The 14,669-nt window shown below is 53.6% G+C and carries 14 protein-coding genes and 1 pseudogene; 7 read left to right on the plus strand and 8 right to left on the minus strand.

Going from position 1 to position 14,669, the window contains the following annotated elements; all coding sequences use genetic code 11:
* Positions 1-58 precede the first annotated feature (58 nt).
* Positions 59-1,960 carry an ABC transporter ATP-binding protein gene (locus CJP72_RS22500; RefSeq protein ID WP_162383490.1) on the plus strand — a complete coding sequence of 634 codons (1,902 nt, stop codon included), beginning with the start codon at positions 59-61 and terminating at the stop codon, positions 1,958-1,960.
* Between the two features lie 153 nt (positions 1,961-2,113).
* On the opposite strand, the gene CJP72_RS22505 is transcribed toward CJP72_RS22500, so the two are convergent.
* Positions 2,114-3,604, minus strand: a complete 1,491-nt coding sequence (locus CJP72_RS22505; protein ID WP_162383491.1) for a nicotinate phosphoribosyltransferase — start codon at positions 3,602-3,604, stop codon at positions 2,114-2,116.
* Between the two features lie 13 nt (positions 3,605-3,617).
* Positions 3,618-4,475, minus strand: a complete 858-nt coding sequence (prs, locus tag CJP72_RS22510; RefSeq protein ID WP_162383492.1) for a ribose-phosphate diphosphokinase — start codon at positions 4,473-4,475, stop codon at positions 3,618-3,620.
* Positions 4,476-4,667: 192 nt separating this feature from the next.
* Between prs and CJP72_RS22515 the strand changes: the two genes are divergently transcribed.
* The 4 genes and pseudogenes from CJP72_RS22515 (at position 4,668) to CJP72_RS22530 (ending at position 7,629) form a co-directional block, all read left to right on the plus strand.
* Complete coding sequence (locus tag CJP72_RS22515; protein WP_162383493.1) at positions 4,668-5,393, plus strand: NUDIX domain-containing protein; 726 nt, start codon at positions 4,668-4,670, stop codon at positions 5,391-5,393.
* 29 nt (positions 5,394-5,422) lie between these two features.
* Positions 5,423-6,485, plus strand: a pseudogene (locus CJP72_RS22520) (hydrolase).
* 2 nt (positions 6,486-6,487) lie between these two features.
* Positions 6,488-6,706 (plus strand): YheU family protein, encoded by a 219-nt coding sequence (locus CJP72_RS22525; RefSeq protein ID WP_162383495.1) that lies wholly within the window; start codon positions 6,488-6,490, stop codon positions 6,704-6,706.
* A 53-nt stretch (positions 6,707-6,759) separates the two neighbouring features.
* On the plus strand, positions 6,760-7,629 hold the full coding sequence (locus CJP72_RS22530) for a phosphoribulokinase (protein WP_162383496.1): 870 nt from the start codon (positions 6,760-6,762) through the stop codon (positions 7,627-7,629).
* 99 nt (positions 7,630-7,728) lie between these two features.
* Here the strand turns inward: CJP72_RS22530 and CJP72_RS22535 are convergent, their stop codons facing one another.
* On the minus strand, positions 7,729-8,133 hold the full coding sequence (locus CJP72_RS22535) for an OsmC family protein (RefSeq protein WP_162383518.1): 405 nt from the start codon (positions 8,131-8,133) through the stop codon (positions 7,729-7,731).
* Between the two features lie 308 nt (positions 8,134-8,441).
* On the opposite strand from CJP72_RS22535, the gene crp reads away from it, so the two are divergent.
* A complete protein-coding gene (crp, locus tag CJP72_RS22540; protein WP_000242758.1) occupies positions 8,442-9,074 on the plus strand; it encodes a cAMP-activated global transcriptional regulator CRP in 633 nt (210 codons plus the stop codon).
* A gap of 51 nt (positions 9,075-9,125) precedes the next feature.
* Entirely contained in the window at positions 9,126-11,213 is a 2,088-nt protein-coding gene (locus CJP72_RS22545; RefSeq protein ID WP_162383497.1) for a YccS/YhfK family putative transporter, read from the plus strand.
* Here CJP72_RS22545 and argD read toward each other — a convergent pair.
* From argD to ppiA, 5 genes are all read right to left on the minus strand, one after another.
* Positions 11,203-12,423, minus strand: a complete 1,221-nt coding sequence (argD, locus tag CJP72_RS22550; RefSeq protein WP_162383498.1) for a bifunctional acetylornithine/succinyldiaminopimelate transaminase — start codon at positions 12,421-12,423, stop codon at positions 11,203-11,205. The two genes, CJP72_RS22545 and argD, sit on opposite strands and share 11 nt — an antisense overlap.
* Before the next feature lie 85 nt (positions 12,424-12,508).
* The gene (gene pabA / locus CJP72_RS22555; RefSeq protein WP_162383499.1) at positions 12,509-13,072 is read right to left on the minus strand and encodes an aminodeoxychorismate synthase component 2; all 564 of its coding nucleotides are present in this window, start codon (positions 13,070-13,072) and stop codon (positions 12,509-12,511) included.
* A gap of 31 nt (positions 13,073-13,103) precedes the next feature.
* The gene (locus CJP72_RS22560; RefSeq protein WP_162383500.1) at positions 13,104-13,706 is read right to left on the minus strand and encodes a putative adenosine monophosphate-protein transferase Fic; all 603 of its coding nucleotides are present in this window, start codon (positions 13,704-13,706) and stop codon (positions 13,104-13,106) included.
* Positions 13,696-13,863 (minus strand): YhfG family protein, encoded by a 168-nt coding sequence (locus tag CJP72_RS22565; RefSeq protein ID WP_162383501.1) that lies wholly within the window; start codon positions 13,861-13,863, stop codon positions 13,696-13,698. Before CJP72_RS22565 ends, CJP72_RS22560 begins: the two co-directional genes overlap by 11 nt.
* Positions 13,864-13,969: 106 nt before the next feature.
* Positions 13,970-14,542 carry a peptidylprolyl isomerase A gene (ppiA, locus tag CJP72_RS22570; RefSeq protein WP_162383502.1) on the minus strand — a complete coding sequence of 191 codons (573 nt, stop codon included), beginning with the start codon at positions 14,540-14,542 and terminating at the stop codon, positions 13,970-13,972.
* Between the last annotated feature and the right edge of the window lie 127 nt (positions 14,543-14,669).

Consider the following 14,669-nt stretch of genomic DNA (forward strand, 5'->3'; position numbering starts at 1 on the left):
CCACACACACTACATTATCATAATGATAAATTAACATAGTCTGAACATACGGCGCCTTATGATTGTTTTCTCCTCGTTACAAATTCGCCGCGGCGTACGCGTCTTGCTGGACAATGCGACAGCAACCATCAATCCGGGTCAGAAAGTCGGTCTGGTGGGTAAAAATGGCTGCGGTAAATCTACCCTGCTGGCCTTGCTCAAAAATGAAATCAGCGCCGATGGCGGCAGTTTTTCCTTCCCGGGCAACTGGCAACTGGCGTGGGTGAATCAGGAAACGCCCGCGCTTCCTCAGCCTGCGCTGGAATACGTTATTGACGGCGACCGTGAGTATCGCCAGTTGGAAGCGCAACTGAACGACGCCAACGAACGTAACGATGGACACGCAATTGCCACCGTGCATGGCAAACTGGACGCCATCGACGCCTGGACCGTGCGCTCCCGCGCCGCCAGTCTGCTCCACGGCCTCGGTTTCTCCAACGAGCAACTTGAGCGCCCGGTCAGCGACTTCTCCGGTGGCTGGCGCATGCGCCTTAACCTGGCCCAGGCCCTGATCTGCCGCTCTGATTTGCTGCTGCTCGATGAACCGACCAACCACCTTGATCTGGACGCCGTCATCTGGCTGGAGAAATGGCTGAAGAGCTATCAGGGGACGCTGATCCTTATCTCTCACGACCGCGACTTCCTCGATCCGGTGGTTGATAAAATTATTCATATCGAACAACAAACGATGTTCGAGTACACCGGCAACTACAGCGCGTTTGAAATTCAGCGAGCCACGCGTCTGGCGCAACAGCAAGCGATGTACGAAAGCCAGCAAGAGCGTGTCGCGCACTTGCAAAGTTATATCGACCGTTTCCGCGCCAAAGCGACCAAAGCGAAGCAAGCACAGAGCCGTATCAAGATGCTGGAACGCATGGAGCTTATCGCCCCGGCACACGTCGACAACCCGTTTCACTTCAGCTTCCGTGCGCCAGAAAGCCTGCCTAACCCGCTGCTGAAAATGGAGAAAGTTAGCGCCGGATATGGCGAGCGCGTGATCCTCGACTCAATCAAACTCAATCTGGTTCCCGGCTCACGCATCGGACTGTTAGGACGTAACGGCGCGGGGAAATCGACGCTGATCAAACTGCTCGCGGGCGAGCTTAACCCCGTCAGTGGAGAGATCGGTCTGGCAAAAGGCATCAAACTGGGGTATTTCGCCCAGCATCAACTGGAGTTCCTGCGCGCAGACGAATCACCGTTGCAACATCTGGCGCGACTGGCACCGCAGGAGCTGGAACAGAAGCTGCGGGATTATCTCGGCGGCTTTGGCTTCCAGGGCGATAAAGTCACGGAAGAGACCCAACGTTTCTCCGGCGGTGAAAAGGCCCGTCTGGTGCTGGCGCTGATCGTCTGGCAGCGTCCGAATCTGCTGCTGCTCGATGAACCGACCAACCACCTGGATCTGGACATGCGTCAGGCACTGACCGAAGCCTTGATCGATTTTGAAGGGGCGTTGGTTGTCGTTTCGCACGACCGTCATCTTTTACGCTCAACCACTGATGATCTCTACCTTGTGCATGACCGTAAAGTCGAGCCGTTCGATGGCGATCTGGAAGATTATCAACAATGGCTGAGCGACGTGCAGAAACAGGAAACGCAGCCTGATGACGCGCCGAAAGACAACGCCAATAGCGCGCAGGCGCGTAAAGATCAGAAACGCCGTGAAGCTGAGCTACGTACGCAAACTCAGCCGCTGCGTAAAGAAATTACGCGACTGGAAAAAGAGATGGAGAAACTGAACGCGCAACTGGCGCAGGCAGAAGAAAAGCTGGGCGACAGCGAGCTATATGATCAGAGCAGAAAAGCCGAGCTGACAGCCTGTCTGCAACAGCAAGCCAGCGCCAAATCAGGGCTGGAAGAGTGTGAAATGGCCTGGCTTGAAGCCCAGGAACAGCTCGAACAGATGCTGGCTGAGTAGCCATGATTGCCGGATAACTGCGAGCGGATTTAAATCAGGCCGGATAAGGCGAAGCCGCCATCCGGCACTGGAGTCGGTGATGCCTGATGACGACGCTTGCGCGTCTTATCAGGCTTACGAACGGTATCGAACATCCTCGCACAAAATCACAACTTACTGCTGCATCGCCAACCGCTGGCGGATTTTTTCAAAATGTTCGCGGTTAAAAAGCTTACCGTTGAGAAAACGGGTTTTCAGCTCCCCTTCCTGCTCTTGCTCCCAGTTTTGCTCATCGTGCAGGCGTAACTCGCCCTGCTCATCACGCGCAACGCGCAACAAACCGCGGGCAGAACGTTTCAGTCCATTATCGGTTTTCGGCGCTTTAAAGATTGTCCGTCCGTTGCCATCAACCTCTCCCCAGGTGGCTTTCATCGCAAAACCAAAGGTGTCGCGCGTGTTGTACTGATAGGTGAAAGAACCGACCCCGAAGACCACGTTCGAGCTGGCGAAACCTTTCGCCTCCAGACGACGCAGAATCTCATTTGCCCGTTCAAGGGTGATGGAGTCCCCATAAATCAGCCCAACGTGCGGATCGAGCACCTTATAACCTTTGTCATTAATTGTGCCGCCGAAAATTTCCCACAGCACTTCCACCGATCCTTTCTCCTGCGGCGTGCGCTCTGCGCGATCATCCTCGTCCATTCCTGTGCCGCAAAGGATCGCCACCGGATCACCGCTGTCTGGACGAAAGACCACCCGCCCTTCGCGCGCCAGAATGTGACTTTTGAGTTCACGGGTATACTCCGTCAGCACCTGCCAGTAGTCCCAGGTATCAGAAACGATTGACACAAAACCCTGCGGATAGAGATCGACAATCAACCGACGGAACGTTTCAATCTCATGCTCTTGTTCGCCCATGCACATCACGCTGTGTTCGGTCGCCGGAATACTGGCGCCGATAAAATACCCTTCGCCGTCAGTGTAGTAATCACGGGCATACAACAGCGACGGAATGCTATCCGTGCCTTTAAAACTCAACAGATGTCCGCTGCCCGCCTGCATGGTGTCCTGAAGTCCGGCCATGCCGCGAAACGAAAAATCATGACACTGAAAGTCGAGATGCGTCAGGTCGCTACAGGTTTTCTGCGCCCAACGTTCGCAAATTTTGCGGTAATGGTGAGCAATAGTCGCGTTCGTTGAGGCTTTCCAGAGTTCCGCCGACAGGACGGTTTCCAGGTAATTCACCAACCAGAAAAACTCAGGTTTGGTGTTGATAATGGTGAGAACGGGTACCGCCATGGGCACTTTAGTGCCTTCATCCAGCGCTTTAATGTGCAGCGGCAGGTAGCCCAACTGATGCAGCGCGCGAATATGATCGACCGCGACAGCATCACGACCAAGATAACTGTCCATCACCTGCTTATATTCGTTGACGACGTCGTCTTCCGGGCGGGCAAAGAAAGCCTCGTTAAACAAATCGACCAGAAACCACTGCAAAAAACCCTGCAAACCAAAGAACACCAGCTTGCCATCCGGCAACGGCGACTGAAAATAGCGATCGCTGCGCGGCGTGAAGTTGGAATACACCCGGGTGGTTCCTTGCGGATACTGAACACGGTGGGACACTTTATAGCCGTCGATAGCCAGAATTGGATTCATTTTCATTATGTTGTCTCCCTCAGCGGTAAATCGCGTCAATATCAATAAGCTCAAGCTGCGGATGCACCAGCGTCGGCGCTGCCAGCGAGGTGGTGGTGTAGAGGGCATCAATGCCATTGGCAAACAGGTGATCCACACCTTTCGAGAAGATGCCATGCGTCACGTACAGACTGACACTGCGCGCTCCGGCATCACGCAGCACTTGCGCCGAACCAATGAAAGTGCCACCGGCGTCGCACAGGTCATCAACAATCAGCACATCTCTGTCCTTCACGTCTCCCGCCACCAGTGCGAAACCGGTCAGATTGCCACTCGCCACATCGCGTTTTTTACTCAGAATGGCGTACTCCGCTCCCCCAGCAGCTCTGGCCACCGCATCGATTTTCTTCAGTGCCCCGGCATCCGGAGCCACCAGCATCAGCGCATGTTGTTGAAACTGACGGCGCAGAGTCGTGCTTTGCAGCAGGCAGACTTCCTGTGGCACGGCGACCATATTCTCTATCGCCGCCGCTGCGGCATCACTATGCGGGTCGAGTACTTTCACTTTGTCAAACTTCAGCGTGTTGAGCTGATGAGCAAAGACTTTCAGTGCAAAACTGTCACCGGTAACCATATGGCGGTCCTGGCGCGCCCACGGCAACCAGGGAAGTTCAAGATGACTCACCAGCACATCCGTCTGGTGGCGTACCGCCTCAACCAGTTGTGCCAGCAGCATGAAATCGTTCATATCGCGCATCGCCACTGCGCGAATACGCATCAGACGAGCGGAGGACGGTAACGTCTCCATGACTTTCAGCCAGGCCGCGCCATCCGGAAAAACACCGCTGGCAATTGGGTAGACCTGCTCATCCAGCGTTAATGTCAATTTTTCGCTCATCTCTCATTCCGCCTTTAATTGTGTCCCTTCGACATAATTAATAATGTCCTTAAGACACATATTAAGCAAGTACAAAATTGATTAATTTTTCGCACAAAGGTAATCAGCTGATAAGTAATGGAAAAAACGCACCTTGCCGCCGGATGTCGTGCTGGTACACTGGTGAACGTCCCAAATCACCGTGAGTGCCTTATGACAACCGAAGCCGACTATCTGAAGCAGTATGATGCCAGCCGCTTTCCCTCCCCTCTGGTCACAGTGGATAGCGTGTTGTTCACCCTGCATGAACAGACGTTGTGCGTACTGCTGGTCGAACGGGCTAAGCAGCCGCAGAAAGGGCGCTGGGGATTGCCTGGCGGCTTTATTGATATGGCACGCGATGATTCCACCCGCGCAACGGCGCTACGTAAGCTGACAGAAAAAACAGGGGTTTCCCCTTCATGGCTGGAACAACTGGATACCGTCTCCGGACCTGACCGCGATCCGCGCGGCTGGAGCCTGACCGTCACCTGGTTCGCGCTGATCGCCTGGGCGGACTGCGCGCCGCACATCGCCAGCGTTAGCGACGCCCGCTGGGTGCCGCTCGACAAGCTTGCCGAATACCCCCTGGCGTTCGACCACGAGAAAATCATTGCCACAGCGCTGCATCGCTTACGGCAAAAAACGATGTACTCGTTGCTGCCCGTTTACTGTCTGCCGGAGTCGTTTACACAGGGTCAGTTGCAGGAGGCGACCGAAATCATCCTGGGTCAGGCCATCCAGCGAAAAAGTCTGATTCGCCGTTTTGAGGCGTCGGGCATGTTTGAAGAGACGGGGGAAAGTGCGGCGACAGGGACGCGTAAAGCCCGTCTCTGGCGGCGAAAACCCGGCGTGGACATCCATCTTTTCTCACGTAACCTCCTGACTGACTCAGCGTAAAATCACATATTGGCTAACCTGCCAGCCGTGTGCGCGGTATAGTTATTCTTTCCGATGATTAATTGCTCTGGTGCTATGGTTGAAATCACTCCCACAGAAATGACCCCGCCCGACGCTGATTCGTATGAGTTCCGCCCGATGCGCGGCATCAGCAATCGCCATCTGCAAACGATGCTCCCGCGACTGATCCGCCGTAAAGTGCAGTTCAGTCCACACTGGCAACGCCTGGAATTACCCGACGGCGATTTTGTCGATCTGGCGTGGAGTGAAGATCCGCATCAGGCAAAGCATAAACCGCGTCTGGTGGTGTTTCATGGTCTTGAAGGCAGTCTGAACAGCCCCTATGCCCACGGACTCATTGAAGCCGCACAGAAGCGTGGATGGTTGGGAGTCGTGATGCACTTTCGTGGTTGCAGCGGCGAACCCAATCGCCTGAATCGCATTTATCATTCCGGGGAAACGGAAGACGGCACCTGGTTTCTACAGTGGCTGCAACGCGAATTTGGTCGTGTTCCTACCGCTGCGGTTGGCTATTCGCTCGGCGGCAACATGCTGGCCTGCCTGCTGGCGAAAGAAAGCCGGGAGATTCCTATCGATGCGGCAGTGATTGTCTCCGCGCCGTTCGTGCTTGAAGCCTGTAGCTATCACATGGAAAAGGGGTTTTCGCGCGTTTACCAGCGTTATCTGCTTAATCTGCTCAAAGCCAACGCGTCACGCAAACTGGCGGCCTATCCCGGCACGCTCCCTGTCAACCTCGCGCAGTTAAAAGCGGTACGGCGTATCCGTGATTTTGATGATCTTATTACCGCTAAAATTCACGGTTTTGCTGATGCGATAGACTATTATCGTCAATGTAGCGCGATGCCGTTGCTCAATCAGATCGCCAAACCCACGCTGATTATTCACGCGAAAGACGATCCGTTTATGGACAGTCATGTGATCCCGAAACCCGAGAATCTGCCGCCGCAGGTAGAGTATCAATTAACCGAGCATGGCGGGCACGTCGGCTTTATCGGCGGGACGCTGCGCCGCCCGGAAATGTGGCTAGAATCGCGCATCCCTGACTGGCTCACCACGTATCTGGAAGCATAATCATGATGATCCCCTGGCAGGAGTTGTCCCATGAAACACTGGATAACCTGATTGAAAGCTTTGTATTGCGCGAAGGCACCGATTATGGTGAACATGAACGTTCGCTTGCGCAAAAAGTCGCCGACGTAAAACGTCAGCTACAGAGTGGCGAGGCCGTTTTAGTGTGGTCTGAACTCCACGAAACGGTCAACATCATGCCCAAAAAACAGTTGCACGAGTAATCCGCCGCTGAGGGCCGACTATACTAAAACGAGTGTTTATTCATGGAGTTGTTATGTCTGCCAAACATCCGGTGATTGCGGTAACAGGGTCCAGCGGCGCGGGGACCACCACCACCAGCCTCGCGTTTCGTAAAATTTTTGCGCAGCTAAATCTGCGCGCCGCCGAGGTGGAAGGCGACAGTTTTCATCGCTATACCCGCCCGGAAATGGACATGGCGATCCGCAAAGCACGCGACGCCGGGCGACATATCAGTTATTTCGGTCCCGAAGCCAACGATTTTGGTCTGCTGGAACAGACGTTCAGCGAGTACGGACACGCAGGTAAAGGCCAGTCGCGGAAATATCTGCATACCTACGATGAAGCAGTACCGTGGAATCAGGTGCCGGGAACCTTTACGCCGTGGCAACCCTTGCCCGAACCGACCGACGTCCTGTTCTATGAGGGACTGCATGGCGGCGTAGTGACACCGCAACACAATGTTGCGCGCCATGTGGATTTACTGGTTGGCGTAGTACCTATCGTTAACCTGGAGTGGATACAGAAACTGATCCGCGACACCAGTGAGCGTGGGCACTCCCGTGAAGCGGTGATGGATTCGGTGGTTCGCTCAATGGATGACTACATCAACTTTATCACCCCGCAGTTCTCGCGTACGCATATTAACTTCCAGCGCGTACCCACGGTAGACACCTCGAATCCCTTCGCAGCAAAAGGTATCCCGTCATTAGACGAGAGCTTTGTCGTGATTCATTTTCGCAATCTGGAAGGGATCGATTTTCCCTGGCTACTGGCGATGCTTCAGGGATCATTTATTTCACATATCAATACATTAGTCGTGCCGGGCGGCAAAATGGGACTGGCGATGGAGTTGATCATGCTGCCGCTGGTTCAGCGACTGATGGAAGGGAAGAAGATCGAGTGATGTGTGGGAAGTGCCCGATGGCGCTACGCTTATCGGGCCTACAAATCGCTATCATTCTGTAGGCCAGATAAGGCAAAGCTGCCCACCGGCAACCTGAGATTACGCAGCAATCACTTCGTACGAGTGCGTGATATTCACTGCTTTTTCCAGCATCAACGCAACGGAACAATATTTTTCTGCAGAAAGATCAACCGCTCGCGAAACGGCGGCCTCTTTCAAATCATTGCCGGTCACAATGAAATGCAGATTGATATGTGTAAACAGGCGCGGCGCCTCTTCACGGCGCTCGGAAGTGAGCTTCACTTCGCAGTTCGTCACATCCTGGCGTCCCTTTTGCAGAATAGACACCACGTCAATCGCACTGCAGCCCCCTGCGGCCATTAACACCATTTCCATCGGACTCGGCGCTTTATCACCGGAGTTACCATCCATCAAAACCTGGTGGCCGGAAGCGGACTCTCCCAGGAAGGTTAGCCCTTCAACCCATTTCACACGCGCTTGCATATTTCGTAACTCCAATGTTTCAATTTTCCTGACAGATTACGCGGACATAACAAATCTCGCAATGGAAGGCGACCTGCATCAAGCTGAAGCGAGACACCAGGAGACACACGGCGAAAGCTATGCTAAAACAGTCAGGATGCTACAGTAATACATTGACGTACTGCATGTATGCAGAGAACATCACATTACAGGCTGCAGTCCATTTTTAGCAGCCCCCTTCCCTGGCAGCGGGAAGCATATTTTGGCAACCCCAGAGACAGCGTCGTTTTCTGGCTCTGGAGACAGCTTATAACAGAGGATAACCGCGCATGGTGCTTGGCAAACCGCAAACAGACCCGACTCTCGAATGGTTCTTGTCTCATTGCCACATTCATAAGTACCCGTCGAAGAGCACGCTGATTCACCAGGGTGAAAAAGCAGAAACGTTGTATTACATCGTTAAAGGCTCCGTGGCTGTGCTGATTAAAGACGAAGAAGGGAAAGAAATGATCCTTTCTTATCTGAATCAGGGCGATTTTATTGGCGAATTAGGCCTGTTTGAAGAAGGCCAGGAGCGCAGTGCATGGGTTCGTGCAAAAACGGCCTGTGAAGTCGCTGAAATCTCCTACAAAAAATTTCGTCAATTGATCCAGGTGAACCCGGATATTCTGATGCGCCTGTCTTCTCAGATGGCTCGTCGTCTGCAAGTTACGTCTGAAAAAGTCGGCAACCTTGCCTTCCTCGACGTAACCGGTCGTATCGCTCAGACTCTGCTGAATCTGGCGAAACAACCCGATGCGATGACTCACCCGGACGGCATGCAAATCAAAATCACCCGTCAGGAGATCGGTCAGATCGTTGGCTGCTCTCGCGAAACCGTTGGTCGTATTCTGAAAATGCTGGAAGATCAGAACCTGATCTCCGCGCACGGTAAGACCATCGTCGTCTACGGCACTCGTTAACCCCGTCGAAAGAGCGCATTACTCTGTAATGCGCTCTTTTTGTTGGCACCGATGTGGCGAAGACTGATCTATCATCCTGAAATCAACTACGCACTGCGGCAAACGCTGGTGCTATGTTTACCTGTGGCGATTGGCCTTATCATTGGTCAGTTGCATCTGGGATTGCTCTTTTCTCTCGTTCCCGCCTGCTGCAACGTCGCCGGACTTGATACGCCCCACAAACGCTTCTTCAAACGCTTAATCATTGGCGCGTCTCTGTTTGCCGGATGCAGCCTGATAATGCAGCTTCTGCTCGCGCAAGCCATACCGCTGCCGCTGATTCTGACGGGTTTAACGCTGATTCTTGGCGTGACAGCTGAACTCAGCGCCTTGCACGCCCGACTCCTGCCGGCCTCGCTTATCGCCGCCATTTTCACACTCAGTCTGGCCGGTAATATGCCTGTCTGGGAGCCGTTGCTGATTTATGCCCTGGGCACTCTATGGTACGGACTTTTTAACTGGTTTTGGTTCTGGCTCTGGCGTGAACAACCGCTACGCGAGTCGCTCAGTTTGTTGTACCGCGAGTTGGCCGACTACTGCGAAGCCAAATACAGTCTGCTTACCCAGCATGCTGATCCTGAAAAAGCGTTGCCGCCCTTGTTGGTACGCCAACAGAAAGCGGTGGATCTCATCACCCAGTGTTACCAGCAAATGCATATGCTGTCGGCGCATCACAACAATGAATATAAACGCCTGTTACGGGCCTTCCAGGAAGCGCTGGACTTACAAGAACATATCTCCGTCAGTCTGCACCAGCCGGAAGAGGTGCAAAAGCTGGTCAAGCGCAGCCATGCGGAGCAGGTGATTCGCTGGAATGCCCAAACGGTCGCCGCGCGCTTACGTATTCTGGCGGATGATATTCTGTATCATCGCCTGCCGACTCGCTTTTCCATGGAAAAACAGATTGGCGCGCTGGAGAAAATCGCCAACCAGCATCCCGATAACCCGGTGGGTCAGTTCTGTTTCTGGCACTTTAGTCGCATCGCCCGTGTGTTGCGGACCCAACGCCCGCTGTATGCCCGAGACCTGATGGCGGATAAACAACGTCGACTTCCGTTGATCCCGGCGCTAAAAAATTATCTGTCATTCAAGTCGCCCGCACTGCGAAATGCCGGGCGTATCAGCGTCATGCTGAGTATCGCCAGTCTGATGGGCAGCGCATTGCATTTGCCGAAACCGTACTGGATCCTGATGACGGTTCTGTTTGTGACGCAAAATGGTTACGGTGCGACGCGGGTGCGTATATTGCACCGTTCGGCAGGTACGCTGGTCGGGCTGGTGATTGCGGGCGTGACGCTACACTTCCACATCCCCGAAGGATTTACGCTGGCGGGCATGCTGGTCATTACGCTGGTGAGCTATCTGATCATTCGTAAAAACTACGGCTGGGCAACGGTCGGGTTTACGGTTACTGCGGTATATACCCTGCAATTGCTGACGTTAAACGGCGAAGAGTACATTGTGCCACGGTTTATTGATACGGTGATTGGTTGCCTGATCGCATTTGGCGGAACGGTCTGGCTTTGGCCGCAGTGGCAGAGTGGTCTGTTGCGCAAAAACGCCCACGACGCGCTTGAAGCCGACCAGGAAGCCATACGCCTGATCCTCAGCAATAATCCACAAGCCACACCGCTCGCGTATCAGCGTATGCGTGTCAATCAGGCGCACAACACGCTCTACAACTCACTGAATCAGGCCATGCAGGAGCCCGGATTTAACGCGCACTATCTGGCGGATATGAAACTGTGGGTGATGCACAGCCAGTTTATTGTTGAGCACATCAATGCGATGACTACGCTGGCGCGGGAACATACGATGCTGACGCCAGACCTTGCGCAACGTTATCTGGAATCGTGTGAAATTGCGCTCCAGCGCTGCCAGCAGCGTCTGGAATATGACGGGCCGGGCGGTTCTGGCGATGTGAATATCCTGGAAGCGCCAGAGATGCTCTCCCATGGGCCATTAAGTACCCTGGAACAGCACCTGCAGCGCATACTGGGCCACCTGAAAACCATGCACACCATTTCGTCGGTCGCCTGGCGTCAACGACCGCACCACGGGATCTGGCTCAGCCGTCGGTTACGGGATATTAAGCGTTAACGACTTTCGCGACGGCCTGTGCGAAACGCTGCATCCCCTCGTCGATATCCGCCTCTTCCACCACCAGCGACGGGGCGAAGCGCATCACATCTGGCCCTGCATTCAGCACCATCACGCCTTCATTCGCGCCCGCATAAAGAAACTCACGCGCTCGTCCGTGATATTGCGGCTTCAACTCCGCCCCAATCAGCAATCCCATGCCGCGAATGTCGCTGAAGACGTCGTACTGCTCGTCAATTTTCTGCAAGTGCTGAACAAATTTCTGCCGTTTTGTCTGAATGCCGTCCAGCACCTCTGGCGTGTTAATAATATCGAACGCCGCGCCAGCAACCGCGCAGGCCAGCGGGTTGCCACCGTAGGTGGAGCCGTGGGAACCGACGTGAAACGCAGAGGCAATCTCCTGCGTGGTCAGCATGGCGCTCACCGGGAAACCACCGCCAAGCGCCTTGGCGCTGGTCAGAATATCCGGCGTCACACCATAGTGCATATACGCAAACAGAGAGCCAGTACGCCCCATGCCGCATTGCACCTCATCAAAGACCAACAATGCCTGATGCTGGTCGCACAATTCGCGCAGTCCTTTCAGGAACTCGGGAGTTGCCGCCGTTAATCCCCCTTCCCCCTGGATGGGTTCCACCACCACCGCACAGGTATGGTCATCCATCACCGCTTTCACCGCATGGAGATCGTTAAAGGGAACATGAACGATATCGGCCGGTTTTGGCCCAAACCCATCGGAATACTTCGGCTGACCGCCAACCGTTACGGTGAACAGTGAGCGACCGTGAAATGCGTTATGAAAGGCGATAATTTTAGTTTTGAATGGGCTGTGACGCACACAGGCGTAGTGGCGCGCCAGTTTGAAAGCCGTTTCATTCGCTTCTGTGCCAGAGTTCATAAACAGCACACGCTCTGCAAATGTCGCGTCGATAAGCTTACGCCCCAGTCGTAGCGCCGGTTCATTGGTGAAGACGTTACTGGTGTGCCACAACGTTTCGCCCTGGGTTTTCAGCGCCTCAACCAGCGCCGGGTGACAATGCCCCAACGCCGTCACTGCAATCCCGCCAGCAAAATCAACGTATTCCTTTCCTTGTTGATCCCAGACGCGGCTGCCTTTGCCTTTTACTGGAATAAATTCCGCCGGTGCATAAATCGGCAGGATAACCTCATCAAAAGTCGCGCGCGTAATTGCAGTTTGTTCCGTTGCCATCGTATGACCACCCAGTTATGCAGGAATTAATGTGAAATTATAATCACAAAATATGCATAAAAAATCACTGGATAGCAACAACAAATCAGCGCTGGAGGAAATTTGCCAGTAACTGATGTCCCTGTTCGCTGAGAATGCTTTCTGGATGAAACTGTACGCCTTCCAGATCCCATTCCCGATGGCGAATGCCCATAATTTCCTGAGTTTCACTCCAGGCGGTAACGTCAAAACAGGCGGGAAGCGTGGCAGGGTCAATCACCAGAGAATGGTAACGCGTCACACATAATGGCGTCGGCAATCCTTTGAAAACCCCCTCTCCGGTATGGGTTATCGGCGAGGTTTTGCCATGCATGACTTTCGCTGCCCGAACGATGGTCGCGCCAAACGCCTGCGCCATTGCCTGGTGGCCCAGACAGACGCCCAGGATGGGCAGTCGCCCGGCATAATGGCGAATCACGTCCAGCGAAACGCCAGCCTCGTTCGGCGTGCACGGGCCAGGAGAAATCACGATTTTTTGCGGATTGAGTGCGTCGATTTGCGCCAGCGTCAACTCGTCATTCCGTTTGACCAGGACGTCAGCGCCAAGCTCGCAAAAATACTGGTAGAGGTTCCAGGTGAAGGAATCGTAGTTGTCGATTAGCAGGATCATGGCGGCTCCGGTACGTTAGAACCGCGCTATTCTACTCAGTTTCCTCAGCTTCGCTCACCACTTTACGAAATATTGCCTGCAATGCCGAAAGGTCGCCCATCGCACCACTCTGGTTAGCCTGATTCCACTCATCCACCTGAATACCGTTCCAGGCCAACGTGTAACCGGCATGAATCGCCAGTTGTTCAAAAAAGATGCGCTGCGCCAGGCCACTGCCAATGCGAAACGGATGCAGCACATTGATCTCACAATAGTAATGCGCGAGCCTGGCAACGAATTTCTCTTTTGGCAATCCGGCCAGATAGCCTTCTTCTTCCAGATCCTGCATCAGGGCATTACCCTCTTTTTCAATCCAGGCAAAATGGCAGAATGGCGTATCCCCCTGATAGATATCCACTTCGCGTAACTTTCCCGCCCAGTCGAAAATGTCCTGATAAAGTTGGCGATGAATGGCGCACAGATAGGGTAAACCACGAACCCGTGGTCCCAGCTCAATGGTCGCGGCGCGTAACGCCGTCATTTCATATGCCGCCTGCTCCAGACGCTGAACCTGGCGGATGCCTAAACGGTTACGCATGACATCAAGCCCGTCGTAAAGATAGGGGTCGCGTCCTTCACCGAATTTATCGCTCATAGTGCCTCCTCAACGCCTCAAGGCGTACAAGGGCTTCCTCAGTGGTCAGAGTAACCAGTGGGATTTCAACACCTTCAAGGCAGCGACTGGCCTGGAAATTGGCGTTTCGCAAATGTTTCCAGAGACGAGATTTTTGTTTATCGGTGAGCTTTTTCACGTGACCTCCCTGAATGCGCCTTCACTTGCCACAAGTATAAGCAGCAATTTCGGGTTACGCAGAGGTCGGGAATAGCGCGGGTATTCGCAACCCGCGCAAAATGCGGTTACGGCAGAACTTTCGCAGAAAGGATGACAACAGGTTTTGACGGAACGTTTTGATAAGGCCCTACGTCGTGGGTCTGGACCTGGGAGATTTTGTCCGCCACATCCATGCCTTTCACGACTTTACCGAAAACAGCGTAGCCAAAGTCACGCTGGCCGTGATCGAGGAAAGCATTGTCCGCGATGTTGATAAAGAACTGGCTGGTCGCGCTGTCTTTGTCGGCTGTGCGCGCCATCGCGATGGTGCCACGGGTGTTACGTAAACCGTTATCCGCTTCATTTTTGATAGGCGGGTTAGGTTTCTTCTGCTGCATTTGTTCGTTAAAACCGCCGCCCTGGACCATAAAGCCGGGGATCACACGGTGAAACGTGGTGTTATTGTAGAAACCACTGTTTACATAATCGACAAAATTTTGAACTGAAACAGGCGCTTTCTGGCTATTCAGCTCCAGCTCAATATTACCGGCAGAGGTTGTCAGCAGAACGTGTGGATCACCTTTCGCTGCCAGCGCTGCAGGAGAGAGAGCAGAAAGAGCGAGAACAGCTGCAACAGCCGCCAGAGTCGATTTGAGCATGAGATTTCCTTAACGAGAGCAGAAACAAAAGCAAGTGAATTGATTCTAAAGAGCCTTCCATGACAAGGCCATCCCTTTACTTAATTTTACGTATTGGAACCCTATGGAATGTCAGTTAGCCTGAAAT

It is taken from the genome of Citrobacter sp. NCU1 (assembly GCF_010231475.1).
Lineage (GTDB): Bacteria > Pseudomonadota > Gammaproteobacteria > Enterobacterales > Enterobacteriaceae > Citrobacter_D.